This is a genomic window from Bifidobacterium sp. W8103, from assembly GCF_016100775.1.
In the GTDB taxonomy this organism is placed as follows: domain Bacteria; phylum Actinomycetota; class Actinomycetes; order Actinomycetales; family Bifidobacteriaceae; genus Bombiscardovia; species Bombiscardovia choladohabitans.
On record NZ_JACFRV010000002.1, the window covers coordinates 229,106 to 243,892 of the forward strand.

At 63.5% G+C, this 14,787-nt stretch carries 9 protein-coding genes, 4 tRNA genes and 1 pseudogene; 7 read left to right on the top strand and 7 right to left on the bottom strand.

From position 1 onward, the window contains the following. Nucleotides 1–56: 56 nt before the first annotated feature. Entirely contained in the window at nt 57–1,166 is a 1,110-nt protein-coding gene (tal, locus tag H3U90_RS07710) for a transaldolase (RefSeq protein WP_198177782.1), read from the bottom strand. 157 nt (nt 1,167–1,323) lie between these two features. Further along, a complete protein-coding gene (tkt, locus tag H3U90_RS07715) occupies nt 1,324–3,426 on the bottom strand; it encodes a transketolase (RefSeq protein ID WP_198177783.1) in 2,103 nt (700 codons plus the stop codon). Nucleotides 3,427–3,610: 184 nt separating this feature from the next. Between tkt and hrcA the strand changes: the two genes are divergently transcribed. Next, entirely contained in the window at nt 3,611–4,684 is a 1,074-nt protein-coding gene (hrcA, locus tag H3U90_RS07720; RefSeq protein WP_144085722.1) for a heat-inducible transcriptional repressor HrcA, read from the top strand. An 84-nt stretch (nt 4,685–4,768) separates the two neighbouring features. Next, the gene (gene dnaJ, locus H3U90_RS07725) at nt 4,769–5,905 is read left to right on the top strand and encodes a molecular chaperone DnaJ (protein WP_198177784.1); all 1,137 of its coding nucleotides are present in this window, start codon (nt 4,769–4,771) and stop codon (nt 5,903–5,905) included. A gap of 10 nt (nt 5,906–5,915) precedes the next feature. Here the strand turns inward: dnaJ and H3U90_RS07730 are convergent, their stop codons facing one another. Next, nucleotides 5,916–6,710 carry a fructosamine kinase family protein gene (locus H3U90_RS07730; RefSeq protein WP_198177785.1) on the bottom strand — a complete coding sequence of 265 codons (795 nt, stop codon included), beginning with the start codon at nt 6,708–6,710 and terminating at the stop codon, nt 5,916–5,918. 145 nt (nt 6,711–6,855) lie between these two features. On the opposite strand from H3U90_RS07730, the gene H3U90_RS07735 reads away from it, so the two are divergent. The 4 genes and pseudogenes from H3U90_RS07735 (at nt 6,856) to H3U90_RS07745 (ending at nt 12,843) form a co-directional block, all read left to right on the top strand. Further along, entirely contained in the window at nt 6,856–7,731 is an 876-nt protein-coding gene (locus H3U90_RS07735; RefSeq protein ID WP_198177786.1) for an undecaprenyl-diphosphate phosphatase, read from the top strand. Between the two features lie 257 nt (nt 7,732–7,988). Then, nucleotides 7,989–8,330 (top strand): annotated as a pseudogene (locus H3U90_RS08500) (InlB B-repeat-containing protein); the annotation flags it as partial. 9 nt (nt 8,331–8,339) lie between these two features. Next, on the top strand, nt 8,340–11,438 hold the full coding sequence (locus H3U90_RS07740) for an RCC1 domain-containing protein (RefSeq protein WP_442859392.1): 3,099 nt from the start codon (nt 8,340–8,342) through the stop codon (nt 11,436–11,438). A 751-nt stretch (nt 11,439–12,189) separates the two neighbouring features. Beyond that, nucleotides 12,190–12,843, top strand: coding sequence for a helix-turn-helix transcriptional regulator (locus H3U90_RS07745; RefSeq protein WP_198177788.1), 654 nt, complete (start codon nt 12,190–12,192; stop codon nt 12,841–12,843). Nucleotides 12,844–13,417: 574 nt separating this feature from the next. On the opposite strand, the gene H3U90_RS07750 is transcribed toward H3U90_RS07745, so the two are convergent. From H3U90_RS07750 to H3U90_RS07765, 4 genes are all read right to left on the bottom strand, one after another. Then, nucleotides 13,418–13,490, bottom strand: a tRNA-Val gene (locus H3U90_RS07750). 31 nt (nt 13,491–13,521) lie between these two features. Further along, nucleotides 13,522–13,593, bottom strand: a tRNA-Val gene (locus tag H3U90_RS07755). 23 nt (nt 13,594–13,616) lie between these two features. Next, nucleotides 13,617–13,687 (bottom strand) — tRNA-Cys (locus H3U90_RS07760). Nucleotides 13,688–13,714: 27 nt separating this feature from the next. Then, a tRNA-Gly gene (locus H3U90_RS07765) sits at nt 13,715–13,787 on the bottom strand. Nucleotides 13,788–13,949: 162 nt separating this feature from the next. Between H3U90_RS07765 and H3U90_RS07770 the strand changes: the two genes are divergently transcribed. Next, nucleotides 13,950–14,780 (top strand): PAC2 family protein, encoded by an 831-nt coding sequence (locus tag H3U90_RS07770; RefSeq protein ID WP_045924425.1) that lies wholly within the window; start codon nt 13,950–13,952, stop codon nt 14,778–14,780. Nucleotides 14,781–14,787 lie beyond the last annotated feature (7 nt).

Consider the following 14,787-nt stretch of genomic DNA (forward strand, 5'->3'; position numbering starts at 1 on the left):
CGGGGGCACAATCTTTATTGGCAGCGAGTGTCAGTCAGCAGCTGTCAGTCAGGCGTTCATCCGTTGACGCGGTCGATGCCCTTCTGCACGTCGGCGAGGACCGAATCCCAGGAGTCGATGAAGGCGGCGACGCCATCGGCCTCCAGCTTGTCGGTCACGTCCTTGATGCTGATGCCCAGGTCAGCCAGCTTCTGCATCACCTGGTGGCTCTCCTCGTAGGTGCCCTTGACCGAAGGAGCGCCGTTGCCGTGGTCGGCCAGAGCGTTCAGGGTCTTCTCAGGCATGGTGTTGACCACGTCAGGGGCCACCAGCTCGTCCACGTACTTGCAGTCGGAGTAGGCGGCGTTCTTGGTGCCGGTGGAGGCCCAGAGCGGACGCTGACGCTTGGCGCCCTTGGCTTCCAGATCGGCCCAGCGGGGATCGCTGTCGAAAGCCTTCTCGAAGAGCTCGTAGGCCAGGCGGGCGTTGGCCACAGCGGCCTTGCCCTCCAGGGACTTGGCCTCGTCCGAGCCATTGGCCTCCAGCAGCTTGTCAACCGCGGTGTCCACGCGGGAGACGAAGAAGGAGGCGACCGAGCCCATGTGCTTCAGGTCATGGCCGTTCTTGTCGGCCTGGACCATGCCCTCGATGAAGGCGTCGATGACCTGCTTGTAGCGCTCCAGGGAGAAGATCAGGGTCACGTTGACCGAGATGCCCTTGGCCAGGGTGGCGGTGATGGCAGGCAGGCCCTCCAAAGTGGCGGGAATCTTGATCATGGCGTTGGGACGGTCGACCTTGGCCCAGAGTTCCTCGGCCTGCTTCTCGGTCTCTTCGGTGTTATGGGCCAGACGAGGATCGACCTCGATGGAGACACGTCCATCCACATAGTCGGTCTTCTCGGCAACTTCCCGGAAGATGTCGGTGGCGTTGCGCACGTCGGTGGTGGTCAGCTCGCGGACGGCTTCCTCGACGGGGATGCGGCCCAGCTGCTTGAGCTGTTCGTCATAGGGACCCACCTGGCTCAGGGCCTTCTGGAAAATCGAGGGGTTGGTGGTCACGCCCACCACATTGCGCTCGGCGATCAGCTGCTGCAGATTGCCCGATTCGATGCGGGTGCGGCTCAGATCGTCCAGCCAGATCGAGACACCTGAATCGCTGGTGCGCTGGGTGTTTGCATTTTCTGCCATCTTGTCACTCCTTATTTGGGTTCCCGATGGAATCACATTCACTATGCACTACCGGGAAGTCTGTTGCTGTATTCCCACAGGCCCGCGTTTCGGGCGTGCCTGCAAGGGGAGGGGGCCGGCGTCGCGGACGGCCCCCCTATTGATCACGATGCCGGGTTCAGTTGGCCCGACGGACTTCCTCCAGGGAGGCCTGTGCTGCTTCGACCACATGATCGGCGGTGATGCCCAGGTCACGCATGTTCTCGTCGCCGCTGCCCTGCAGGCCGAACTGCTCGATGGAGACGGGCTTGCCATAGCTGCCCAGGTACTTGTACCAGGGCGTGGCCAGTCCGGCCTCGACGGAGACGCGGGCCTTGACGGAGGCGGGCAGAACAGCTTCCTTGTACTCGTCGTCCTGCTCCTCGAACCACTCCAGCGAGGGCACGGAGATGACGCGGGCCTTGACGCCCTGCTCGGCCAGGGTCTTGGAGGCGGCCACAGCGTGCTGCACCTCGGAGCCGGTGGCCATGATCAGTACGTCGGGCTGGCCCTCGGTGTCGACCAGCACGTAGGCGCCCTTGCGGACGCCCTCGCGGGCCTTGGCCTTGGTCTCCTCCAGGGTGGGCACGCCCTGCCTGGTCAGGATCATGGCCGTGGGGTGGGTGTTGTCCTTCTCGAAGAAGGCGCGGTAGGCCTCAGCGGTCTCGTACTGATCGGCCGGGCGCACAACCTCCATCCGGGGGATGGCGCGCACGGCGGTCAGGTGCTCGATGGGCTGGTGGGTGGGGCCATCCTCGCCCAGGGCAACGGAGTCGTGGGTCCACACATACAGGTTGGGGATGTCCATCAGGGCGGCCAGACGCACCGAGGGGCGCTCATAGTCGCTGAACTGGAAGAAGGTCCCGTTGTAGGGCCTGGTGTCCGAACCCAGCAGGATGCCGTTGGTGATGGCGCCCATGCCGAACTCGCGCACGCCGAAGTGCAGCTGACGGCCGTACTTGCTGGCCTTGGGCCACTGGACGGTCTTGTCGGCCTCGGGAGCGAAGGAGACGGCACCGTTGATGTTGGTGTTGTTGGAGCCACCCAGATCGGCGGATCCGCCCCAGAGCTCGGGCATGATGGGGGCCAGGGCGTTGATGACTGCACCTGAAGCCTTGCGGGTGGCCACCTTGGAGCCGGGCTCGAAGCCAGCCTCCAGGTCGTCCAGGGCCTTATCGAAGCCCTCGGGCAGCTTGCCGGCATGGATGCGGTCGTAGAGGGCAGCCTTGTCGGGGTTGGCCTTGCGCCAGGCCTGGTACTTCTCGTCCCAGTCTTTGTGGGCGGCCAGGCCGCGCTGGGCGACCTCGCGGGCGTGGGCCAGGGCCTCCTCGTCGATCTGGAAGCTCTGCTCAGGGTCGTAGCCCAGGGTCTTCTTCAGGCCGGCGACGGCCTCGGCGCCCAGGGCTGAGCCGTGGGCTGAAGGATCGTTGGTCTTGCCGGGGGTGGGCCAGGCCATCAGGGTGTCCACCTTAATGAACTTGGGCCGGTCGGTGACCTGCTCGGCCTTCTCCAGGACGGCAGCCAGGCCCTCGACGTCCTCCTTGTAGGAGCCGTCGGGCTGGATGAAGCTGAACTCGTCGGTGTACCAGCCGTAGGCCTGGTAGCGCTTGAGGATGTCCTCGCCCAGGGCGATGCGGGTGTCGCCCTCGATCTGGATGTGGTTGGCATCGAAGATGACGGTCAGGTTGCCCAGGCGCTGGTCGCCGGCCAGGGAGCTGGCCTCGGAGGAGACGCCCTCCTCGACGTCGCCCTCGCCGCAGATGACCCAGACCTTATGGTCGAAGGGGGACTGCCCCTCGGGTGCGTCCGGATCCAGCAGACCGCGCTCATAACGCTGACCATAGGCGAAGCCCACGGCCGAGGCCAGACCCTGGCCCAGTGGGCCGGTGGTCATCTCGATGCCGGGGGTCAGGCCGTACTCGGGGTGGCCGGGGGTCCTGGTGCCGGCGGTGCGGAAGCGCTTCAGATCGTCCAGGGTCAGTCCGTACCCGGAGAAGTAGAGCTGCACGTACTGGGTCAGCGAGGCGTGGCCGCCGGAGAGAATGAACCGATCACGCCCAACCCAGTCGGGGTCGTTGGGGTCGTGACGGATGAAGTGCTGGTAGAGCGCGTAAGCGATGGGCGCCAGCGAAATAGGGGAGCCGGGGTGGCCGCTTCCGGCCTTCTCGACCGCGTCGGCCGAGAGGACCTTGGCCATCTTGACAGCCCGCTCATCGAGTTCGGACCATGTGAAATCTGCCATATGGTGCTGCTTTCCTTCCAATCTAGAGGTCTTCATGTTCGACTTGTGTCGAAAATGTTCGATTACCTTCACAATGCGTTTCCATCGTATCGGTTTGAGACGACACAATTCGGCTCTTCGCACGACGTTTTGGCACTCTCATGGCCCGAGTGCTAATAATGAAACCATGACGGAAGGAGCGACATTGCCTAATACCAGACGCATGCTGGTGCTGCGCGCGGTCGTCGAGGACTATATTCGTTCTCGCGAGCCGGTAGGGTCAGGTTCGCTCACCAGAAATCATCAGCTTGGAGTCAGCTCCGCCACCGTGCGCAACGACATGGCGGCCCTTGAGAGCGAGGGCTACCTGGTCCAGCCCCACACCTCGGCCGGCCGCATCCCCACCCAGAAGGGCTACCGTTACTTCGTCGACAGGCTGGCCACCATCGTGCCCCTGTCCGCCGCCCAGCGCCGTGGGATCAACGCCTTCCTGTCCGGGTCGGTCAATCTGGAGGACACCCTGCAGCACGCCGCCCGGCTTCTGGCTCAGATCACCGGGCAGATCGCCGTAGTGGCCTCGCCCTCCCTGGCCAGCTCGAACCTGCGCCGGGCCGAGCTTATAGGACTGAGCCGGGGGACCGTACTTATGGTGGTCATCACCGACACCGGCCGGGTGGTCCAGCGCACCCTGCACGGGCCCCTGCAGGAGGACCCGAACGCCCTGGCGGACCTGTCCGACAAGATCAACCGACAGTGCCAGGACCTGCCCCTGGACCGCGCCGCCGACCGCTGCCGCATGCTGGCCGATTCCCTCACCGAGGGCCGAGACAAGTCCATGCTGCGCCTGGTGGCCACGGTCTTCGACGAGATGGCCACCAGGGAACAGACCAGCGGCCTCTACATGGCCGGCACCTCCCAGCTGACCCACAGCCAGGCCGTCTCCCTGGGGGATCTGGGCTCGCTGCTGGACGCCCTGGAGGAACAGGTGGTGCTCATGCGGCTCATGCGGGCCCAGAGCGAGCTCTCGCGCGAGAGCAACGGAGTCAGCGTGGCCATCGGCACCGAGACCCGGACCCCGGAGCTGGCCCACGCCTCGGTGGTGACCAGCGGATACGGGCATGCCCGGTCCAGGCAGACCGACGGCTCCGAAGCGGACGAACCCGTGGCCTTTGTGGGCTCCATCGGCCCGACCCATATGGACTATCCGGCGACCATGAGCGCGGTTCGTGCCGTGGCCTCCTATCTGACCGGTTTCCTGGCCGGCGACGGGGAGCCGTGACCGTCAGGGCAAGGGCATAAGTCATAGGTATCGTGGGCCCATGCAACCATGGGTCGAGAGGGCATCAAACGAAAAGGATGATCGGTGGCAGATTACTACGAGGTTTTGGGAGTCGAGCGCGGCGCGAGCGATCAGGACATCAAGCGCGCCTATCGCAAGATGAGCCGCAAGTACCACCCGGACATCGCCGGGCCTGAATACGAGGACAAGTTCAAGGAGGTCAACAGCGCCTACGAGGTGCTCTCCGACCCCGAGAAGCGGCGCATGTACGACGCGGGCGTGGACCCCAACGATCCCCAGGCCTCCCAGGGGGGCAGCCCCTTCGACATGGGCGACGTCTTCAATCAGTTCTTCGGCGGCGGCTTCGGAGGCACCACCCAGGGGCCCATTCCGCGCACCCAGCCGGGCCGGGACGCCCTGGCCCAGGTCTCCGTGGACATGAAGACCGCCATCTTTGGGGGCGTGGTACGTGCCCCCATCAGCACCTACGGCCTCTGCCAGGAATGCGGCGGCTCGGGGGCCCAGAAGGGGACCTCCCCGGTGACCTGCCCGGTCTGCAACGGCAAGGGCTATGCCCAGAAGGTGGTGCGGACCCTGCTGGGGCAGATGATGAGCCAGGCACCCTGCGAGCGGTGCGAGGGCCACGGCACCATCATCGAGCACCCCTGCCCGGTCTGCAACGGCCACGGCCGTGTGCCTACCCGGCGCGAGGTGGGCGTCAACGTGCCCGCAGGCGTGGCTGACGGCTCCCGGCTGCGGCTGGCCTCCCAGGGCGAGGTGGGCGAGGGCGGCGGTGCTGCCGGCGACCTGTATGTGGACATCACCATCAAGCCCGACAAGCACTACACCCGCAGCGGCCAGGACCTGCACTGCTGGATCGCCGTGCCCATGACCTGGGCCGTGCTGGGCCACCAGGTCGACCTGGAGACCTTCGACGGCCAGCGCCAGGTGGACATCCCCGCCGGCTGCCAGCCTGACCAGGAGATCACCATCAAGGGCCTGGGCGTCACCAGGCTGGGCAACCGTGAGGAGCGCGGCGACATCATCGTCCACGTGCTGGTCCAGATCCCCACCAAGCTTGACGACGATCAGCGCCGCCTGATTGAAGACTTCGCCAACAGCCACGACTCCGAAGCCAAGCAGGTCCCGCAGAGCGCCAAGCCTGCCGGAGTCGGGGGCCGCAAGGGGATCTTCGGCAAGCTCAAGGACATCTTCAGCTGAGTCGGCTGAGTCAGCCCAGTAGCGACCTGCACATGGACCGGTACTCGCTCACATAGCCGCCGCCGAAGAAGGCGCAGTGCCCGGCGATGGCGTAGAGCTGCCAGAGCGTGGTCCGGTTCCGGTAGCCGGCCGCCAGGGGATGCACGCTCTGGTAGCCGTCCAGAATCTGCTCCAGGTAGGGAATGCCGAACAGCTGCAGCATGGCCAGGTCCTCCTCGCGGTGGCCGCCGTGGGCCGCAGGGTCAATCAGGACGGCCTGGGTGTTCCCGTCGTTCCTGGTCCACATGACGTTCCCGCTCCAGAGGTCCCCGTGGACCCGGGCGGGCTTGTCATTGGCGGCAGCGCCCAGCAGCTCCGGCAGGGCCTGGATCACCTCTTCGGTCATCTTCATGTCATCGCGGTTCAGGGCGCGCCGATCCATGGCCATGCCCACCATGGGCTCTAGCCGCCCCTTGGCCCAGTAGGTGGCCGGGTCTTCCCAGGCGCCCACGTCCATGGGCAGCGGATCCTGCAGGGGTCCGAAGTAGCAGGTGCCCGTGTAGCCCTCGGGCGCGGAACCGAAGTGGTCGGCCCCGACATCATGCATGTGGGCCAGCTGGGCGCCAAAGCGGTAGGCCGCGCCGGGCGTGGGGGAGGCGGAGGTCACCTCCTCGATGTCCAGGTAATCCGGGCCCCAGTCGTAGACGTCCACCACCCGGGGACCGCCCTGCGCCTGGGCCTGGCCCAGCCATTGAAGCCCGCGCCCCTCGCACTCGAAGAATCCCGCCGGGGCCCCGCCCCTGGATTTTCTGTAGGTCTTGGCCATGATGATCCACACCCCTATTCGTCGAGTCGTCGATTCCGACAAGACCCATTGTGGGCATTCTGCGAGACATGCCCGGCCCTTGGCTCTGCCTGCCCTGCGCGTTGGCTAAGCTTGCCATTGTTGTCCGACATAGCAAGAGGGGTCCATGAATTTCTTCGAAGCCATTCTGTTCGGCCTGGTGCAGGCCCTGACGGAGTATTTCCCCGTCTCATCCAGCGCCCATATCCGCATTGTGGGCGGTCTGCTGGGTCAGGACCCGGGCGCGGCCTTCACGGCCATCATCCAATTCGGCACCGAGCTGGCGGTCCTGCTCTACTTCCGGCATGACATTGCCCGCATACTGACCCACTGGTTCCGCTGCCTGGCCGGCAAGGACGGCTCCTCCTGGCGTGAGCGGATGGGCTCCAAGGACCATGACGCGGCCCTGGGCTGGTACATCATTCTGGGCACCCTGCCCATCGTGGTGGCGGGCCTGCTCTTCCAGAAGATCATCGAGACCAAGCTGCGCAACCTCTGGATCACCGTGGTGGTGCTGATCGTCTTCGGCCTGCTGCTGGACTACTTCGACCGCCATGGCCGCCAGAACAAGGAGATCCGCCAGATGAGCGCCCGGGACGCCCTGCTCTTCGGCATCGGGCAGATGCTGGCCCTGATCCCCGGCGTCTCCCGCTCGGGCGGCACCATGACCTTCGGCCGCGCCCTGGGCTACACCCGCGAGTCCGCCACCCGGGTCAGCTTCCTCATGGCCATCCCCGCCGTCTTCGGCGCCGGCATCCTCGAGACGGTCAAGTCCTTGAAGAACATCAACGCGGACGCCGCCTTCCCTGGCTGGGGAGCCACCATCTGCGCCACCGTGGTCAGCTTCCTGCTGGGATACATCGTCATCATCGCCTTTTTGAAGATCGTCTCCTGCTTCTCCTACCGGGGATTCGTCATCTACCGGATCGGCCTGGCCATCTTCGTGGCCATCATGCTCATGGTCGGCGCCCTGCCCGCAGTAGGCGGCGTGGCGGCCAGCTGAGCCTTAGTGAACTGCCGGGGGATTCGACGCTCACATGGCTGCGTGATACGATTTGCTCATGTGCTGCCCATGGTTGCGGGGGACTGGGTCAGCCAAGCGTTTGAATCCTTTGGGGAGGTTTGTTGTGGTTTCGTCGTTGACGTCTGCCGGTTCTCGTACGCATGGGTTTGGCCTGCGGTCGCTCATGTCAGCAATGGTGCTGATACCCCTGCTGCTCACCGGCATGGCCACCGGCACCGTCTTCGCCTCCGGCTCAGATGTCAACGGGGGGGGGGGGTCGTTATACCGCTCAGGTAGATAACGGTTCCCTGAGCCATCTACAACCGACCAGTCTGCCTTCCCCGTCGCCGCTGACGACATCATCTGTTTCTTCTTCCCCGGTTCAAACCCCGACAGGTTCTTCCCAATCCCTTGGAATCTCGCCATCCAGCTTTTATTCACCTGCTGGGATCCAGTCTGCTGCTGATGCTCATACTGTGGTGTTCGACCCTGCTGATGGAAGCAAAACGGAACGTGTAACTGTGCCGGATGGCTCCTTGGCGTCGCCTCCTGCCGATAATCCGAAGCGCGACGGCTACCGTTTCGACGGCTGGTCCGAGCATGACGCAATGATGGATTTCCGCACTCCGATCACCAGGGACATCACCTTGAAGGCCAAGTGGACCCCGGTGACTGATTGGGCGCTCAGCCCCGACCATGGTCCGGCTTCCGGCGGCACCAGCATCACCATCACACCCCCGCGTGCGGACTCACCATCGTTCAGCGCATTGGAAGCCCATGACAACAAGCTGATCGGCGTGACCGGCGATGGCCGCCTGTTCACGTGGACATCAAAGGCTGAAATGCCTGTTCAGGTGCCATCGCCTCAGGGCAAACCCGGTGACGTGCGATTCGTGACTGGAATAGTTGGCCATAACGGCTTTGCAGCCTTGAGCAGGGACCACCGCATCTACACCTGGAGCAAAGGTGAGGATACGCCTGCCTTGCTTGACGCAGATTCCACGACGTACACCAGCATTGACATGGCTGCCGACCACCTCGTAGCAGTGAATCAGGATGGCCGTATACGCACATGGACCAGCATGGGGAAGCTGACAGGAAAGGCCATAAGCCTGCCCAACCAGGCCTCAGCAATCAAGGTGGCTGGCAATGCTGATCGCCTGCTCGCCATGGACAGCAAGGGCAAAATCTGGGCTTGGAAGCCGGATGCCGTTGATACCGCTCAGATCCAACACGTCAAGATTGCTCACCGAATTGTTCAGATATCAGCCACGAATCATGGCTTTGTGCTTCTGGACTCAACCGGCCAGACCAGTTATCTGGACAACAGACAAACCCAGCCAGAATTGCTGATTATGCCCGACCATTCTGCCGTCGCAGCAATAAGCAGTGACGCTACACAAGCAGCGTTGGTTGATTCCAATGGTCTTGTCTGGGTCTGGAAGCCCGACGAAGCCCCCAAGCGCGCGGACGACGGGAGCCAGCAGTACGTGCGGGCTGCAAGCATCGGCGGCGAGATCGCCGCCATCAGCAGGCAGGGCGGCATGCTCACATGGAGCATGGACACCCAAGGCAACCACGGCAAACCTGTCAGGCTCGACACCACTGCTGCGCCCATCCTGGAATCAGCCAGCCTGGACGGCCAGGCGTTGCCGCTCAGCAGGAGCAACGGCTCCTGGCGGGCTGAAGCTCCCGCCCGCAAGCCGGGGCCGGCCGCCATCCTTATCACTGGCAGGCAGGACGGGCAGCCTTTCGCCAGGAGCCTTGCGTACACGGTCGACCAGCCGCCAGCACGAGCTGGGGAACCAGGATCCGCGTTCACGGTCCGCTTCGACACGGGCGGCGGAAGCCCGAAACCGGCAGACCAGCATGTCTCCTCCCCGTACGGGAGGGTGAAGCGCCCCTCCCCCGACCCTGTGCGGGAAGGCTTCCTGTTCGACGGCTGGTTCACCGGGGATGTCGCCTACGATTTCAGCAGGCCCGTCGGCAAGGACCTGACCCTGGCCGCCCACTGGACGCCGGCAAGCCGGAACAGCAGGTGGAGCATCAGCCCTAATAAGGGCAGCCAGCTGGGCAGGGAACCCGCCACCATCACCCCGCCTGACAACGCCAGCCGGGGCATCAGATTCAGCCAAGTCAGCGGATCACCAAACACCAGCTATGGTTTTTCCTTGGCGGTGGGCAGCGACGGCAACGTTTACGCCTGGGGAGACAACTACTATGGCCAGCTCGGCATCGGGACAACAAGCAGCTACCGGACTACGCCGGTCATGGTGAGGAGGCCCGACCGCAGCACGTATCCGGACCTGCCGGAGGATTTCACCTACCTGCAGGTCAGCGCCGGAGGCTCTCATTCGCTGGCCCTGGGCAGCGACGGGAACGCCTACGCCTGGGGATGGAACGGCGATGGCCAGCTCGGCGACGGGACAATCACCGAGCGGCATGCGCCGGTCAGGGTGAAGACGCCCGACCGGAAGACGTACCCGGACCTGCCAGCGGACTTCACCTACCTGCAGGTCAGCGCCGGAGACCGGCATTCCCTGGCCCTGGGCAGCGACGGCAATGTTTACGCCTGGGGATACAATTATTATGGCCGGCTCGGCGACGGGACGAGCACCACACGGTATGCGCCGGTCAGGGTGAAGACGCCCGACCGGAAGACGTATCCGGACCTGCCGGAGGACTTCACCTACCTGCAGGTCAGCGCCGGAACCTGGCATTCCCTGGCCCTGGGCAGCGACGGGAACGCCTACGCCTGGGGAGACAACAGCAGTGGCCAGCTCGGCGACGGGACAGGCAGCGACCGGTATGCGCCGGTCAGGGTGAAGACGCCCGACCGGAAGACCTACCCGGACCTGCCAGCGGACTTCACCTACCTGCAGGTCAGCGCCGGATACGCTCATTCCCTGGCCCTGGGCAGCGACGGCAACGCCTACGCCTGGGGATACAACAACAATGGCCCGCTCGGCGACGGGACAGGCAGCAGCCGGAATGCGCCGGTCAGGGTGAAGACGCCCGACCGGAAGACCTACCCGGACCTGCCAGCGGACTTCACCTACCAGCAGATCAGCGCCGGATACGATCATTCCCTGGCCGTGGGCAGCGACGGCAACGCCTGGGCATGGGGATGCAATTTGTATGGCCTGCTCGGCAACAACAGCAGCTACAGATCTTCGTCTGTTCCTATGCGCGTGCGCGACCCCGCCAACCCCGCCGACACGAGCAAAGGACTGCAAGCCGCACAGGTCAGCGCCGGCTACCATTATTCCCTGGCCGTGGGCAGCGACGGCAACGCCTGGGCATGGGGATCCAACAGCTATGGCCGGCTCGGCGACAACAGCACAAACAACAAGTCGGCTCCTGTGCCAGTGTCGTTCAACCTGGCTCTGGTGATCACCGGCGTCAGGTTCGACCAGACCCCCGCATCAGGGCTGACGCGCGGCGACGCCGGCAGCGTCACCGTGACCACGCCCGCACACCAGCCGGGCACGGTCACCGTCAGCGTGGACTACACGCTGGGCGGCGCACCCCAAACGCCCGACACTTCTCTCCGATACACGTACCTGCCCGCAGGCGTGCTCCCACAGGCCGGCGGGCAGGGCATCCTGCTGGCCCTGGCCACGGGCATGACCGGCATGGGCGGGGTCCTCGCCTCGCGCCGCCACCGGAGGGAACAACGCCGACTATTGCACGCTTCGCACGAGTAAGAGCGGCCGGGCGGCGTATCAATCCCCCCGCCCCCGGCCCATACAGGGGGAGCAGGGAGGAAAAGTGCCAATCAAGGCTCAACCCCAAGAGAGCCGACACTTCCCTCCCGCGCCCCCACCACACTTCTGCAGGCGGAAGCCGAGGACAGGCATGCACGCCCCCGCCTCTGCCTGGGAGAGGAGGAAACACAGCCAGGCCAGCCAAGAGGCCTAACAGCCACCAGCCGGCCCGGCCGCTGTTTCTCCATTCAGACATGTGTCGTATCAACTTGTTTAATTTCTTTGGCAAAGTGGCCTTTAGATCCAACCGATCCCAAAATACGTGACCAGACTCACATTGTTCATGCACTTTGTCCTAGGCGCGCTACAGGTACTTATCCTCAGCTTCTGAACCACTCGGTTCCCCTTGATTACCAGGTGTCCTCTCTCATCCCGTCCTGCAGGATAGGTGGGAAGCGGCTCCGCCACAACGCTGCGTCCGTTACGACTGGCCGGGTTTGCGAAAAGCAAGATTCAGCCGCTTTCGTGCGCTACCATGAAAACTCCTTCGGTACTTCGGCTCTCCTGCGGCCTCGATAGGCCGTATGCAACGGACAGAAGTGCGCAAAAGAAGGTCTAATATACGGGAGTAGAGGAGGCCGATTGGCTGGTATGGAGGTGATGGACCATATCACGCCATCCAATGCCTTTCGCTTCCCGCAGCACCAACCGGTGGCTACAAGCCGCCCTGTTAGGATGTTGAGGATCAGCCATGCATTTCACAGTAGACAACCTTGAAGAGGTATTTCCCCTGGCAGAATTCATAGCCGATTCCTTCGGTCCCATGGCCGAGATTGTGGTGCATGACATCACCCGCCCGGAGAATTCCATCGTCTTCATCCGCAACGGCCAGCTCTCCGGACGCTCCCTGGGCGACGGGATTACCGACCAGACGCTCCAACTGGCCATACGGGCCGACCAGGACGGGGCCGACTTCGTCTCCGACTACCGTGGGCGCCGCCTGAACAAGCACGAGTTCCGCGTCTCCTCCTACCTGATCCGCAACCAGGAGCAGACCGTCATTGGCCTGCTCTGCATCAGTATCAACATCACCGAGCTGCAGCAGGCCGCCCATGTGCTGCAGACCCTGTCCTCGATCGATTCCAACGATGTGCAGATCTCAACGGAGACCTCCCGCCACCACGTGAGCGAGGAACCTGCCGAGAACATCCGCAGGATCACCAGGGATGAGGTTCGCCAGTTCAACATCCCCATGGACAAGCTGACCAAGCAGGACAGGCTGGACATCATCCGCAACATCAAGGACCGGGGCATCTTCCTCATCAAGGGCGCGGTGGGCATCGTCGCCCCCGAGCTCAAGATTTCGATCCCCACCCTCTACCGGTACCTGCAGGCCCTCAAATAGGGTCTAAAAAGTAAAACCTCCGGCGGCAGGAGAGGGGGGTATATTTCTGTGCCGCCGGAGGAGCTTTACAGCACGGTCGCCGCCACTGGCGACAACCGGAACGTGGTCACACAGACAGACCACGCAAGTATTTCATAGGTAAAAACAAGGAGACCACAGTTTCCTCAAGCTGTGATGCATTGCAGAATCAGCCAGGCTAGTTACGTGCCCTCATTGGCCTAGGCCTTTCTTCATACTATCACCTCTTCAAGGATGCATCAGGTACTCCCGTTTCTGGCAGGTCCCCCGACCTGTTGCTAAGAGCAAATTATCACAAGGTCCCGGACATGCTCAACACTCCGTTCGCTATCCGCCATGACAACCGGCATTGCAGGCGCCAGACAGTGCGCAATTGAGCGGATACGACCACTATAAATGAGTATGAACAGCAAACCTCAGTTGGATTGGTAACAATAATTTATTACCTGAATTTCCGCTAGGGGAATCATGGGTAATTCAGCAGGTTGGTTGGCTGCCAATCGCAGACTGAGAACTGTCTCTGAATGGAAGATAGGGGAGAAGGGAAAAATCCAGGTGGGCGATGCAGGAATCGAACCTGCGACCCCTTCGGTGTGAACGAAGTGCGCTAGCCGCTGCGCCAATCGCCCGGATTGGGAAAGACCACCGAAGTGATCCTCGTGGGCGATACTGGATTCGAACCAGTGACCCCTTCCGTGTCAGGGAAGTGCGCTACCTCTGCGCCAACCGCCCGGGTCATTCTCGTTTCGAGAGAGAGGTGGGTACGAGAGTCGAACTCGTCTATACGGCTTTGCAGGCCGCTGCCTAACCGCTTGGCTAACCCACCGTATTGGTTAAACTGCTCGAAACCTCGAGCGGGCAACGGGACTCGGACCCGCGGTCTCGACCTTGGCAAGGTCGCGCTTTACCAACTAAGCTATGCCCGCACATTCAACTTTCACCGTGGTGGTGACTGCCGAAGCACGTTGCACTACTGTAGCGTAGACCTCCGCACTTGGCAAAAAGCGCGTGTCGCCGCGTCATTGAGCCACCCTCCGCTGATGGCAAAGCCGCGCAATACAAGGCTTCCTACCGGTAGGGTGAGAGGTATGAGTGAAGAAGCCAGGCAGCACTGCACCATGGTGGCCGCCTTCGATGGCTGGAACGATGCGTGCTCAGCCTCGACCAACGTCATCCGCCACCTGTTGAACGTCTACGAGTCCCACGAGATCGGCAGCATTCCGGGCGACGGGTTCTACGACTACCAGATGTCACGGCCCATGCTCTGCCATGTGCAGGGCAGGCGGCGGATCATCTGGCCCTCCGCCAAGATCTACCGGGTGCGGATTGATGACACCCACACCCTCCTGCTGGAGATGGGCCCGGAGCCCAACTACCACTGGAGCGACTTCTGCCGGCGCAGCATCCACTGGGCCGAAGACGACGAGGCGGAGGCTATCATCACCCTGGGCGCCATGTTCGCCGACTGCCCCCACACCAGGCCCCTGCCCATCGACGACCTGGCCGGCGACCAGCCCAAGACCGACACCGACGGCCACTCCGGCCCCATAGGCATCCCCACCGTCCTGGATGCCCTGGCCACCCAGGACGGCTACAGCACAGAGTCCATCTGGGTCTCCGTGCCCCAGTATCTGGGCAGCGACGAGTGCGCCCAGGGCACCTTACAGCTGCTGCAAAGGCTCTCGGCCATGCTTGGCGTCCACCTGGACGAGGGGGAGCTGCCCCGCAAGGCCGCCGAGTGGAAGGCCCAGGCCGGCATGCTGCTGCGCTGCAACGACGACCTGGCCAACTACGTCCACCGTCTGGAGATGGATGTCGACCAGGCCCAGGTGGACGAGCCGGCCGCCGAAGAGCTGGTCCGGGAAGCCGAGGATTACCTGCGCTCCATGGGCAACAAAGGCCCCTCCTTGTCTGAGTGACGACCTA

Coding starts and splice junctions, on each gene's coding strand:
- H3U90_RS07740 (WP_442859392.1), top strand. CDS start 8,340: ATGATGGATTTCCGCACTCCGATCACCAGGGACATCACCTTGAAGGCC.
- tal (WP_198177782.1), bottom strand. CDS start 1,166: ATGGCAGAAAATGCAAACACCCAGCGCACCAGCGATTCAGGTGTCTCG.
- tkt (WP_198177783.1), bottom strand. CDS start 3,426: ATGGCAGATTTCACATGGTCCGAACTCGATGAGCGGGCTGTCAAGATG.
- H3U90_RS07745 (WP_198177788.1), top strand. CDS start 12,190: ATGCATTTCACAGTAGACAACCTTGAAGAGGTATTTCCCCTGGCAGAA.
- H3U90_RS07770 (WP_045924425.1), top strand. CDS start 13,950: ATGAGTGAAGAAGCCAGGCAGCACTGCACCATGGTGGCCGCCTTCGAT.
- H3U90_RS07730 (WP_198177785.1), bottom strand. CDS start 6,710: ATGGCCAAGACCTACAGAAAATCCAGGGGCGGGGCCCCGGCGGGATTC.
- H3U90_RS07735 (WP_198177786.1), top strand. CDS start 6,856: ATGAATTTCTTCGAAGCCATTCTGTTCGGCCTGGTGCAGGCCCTGACG.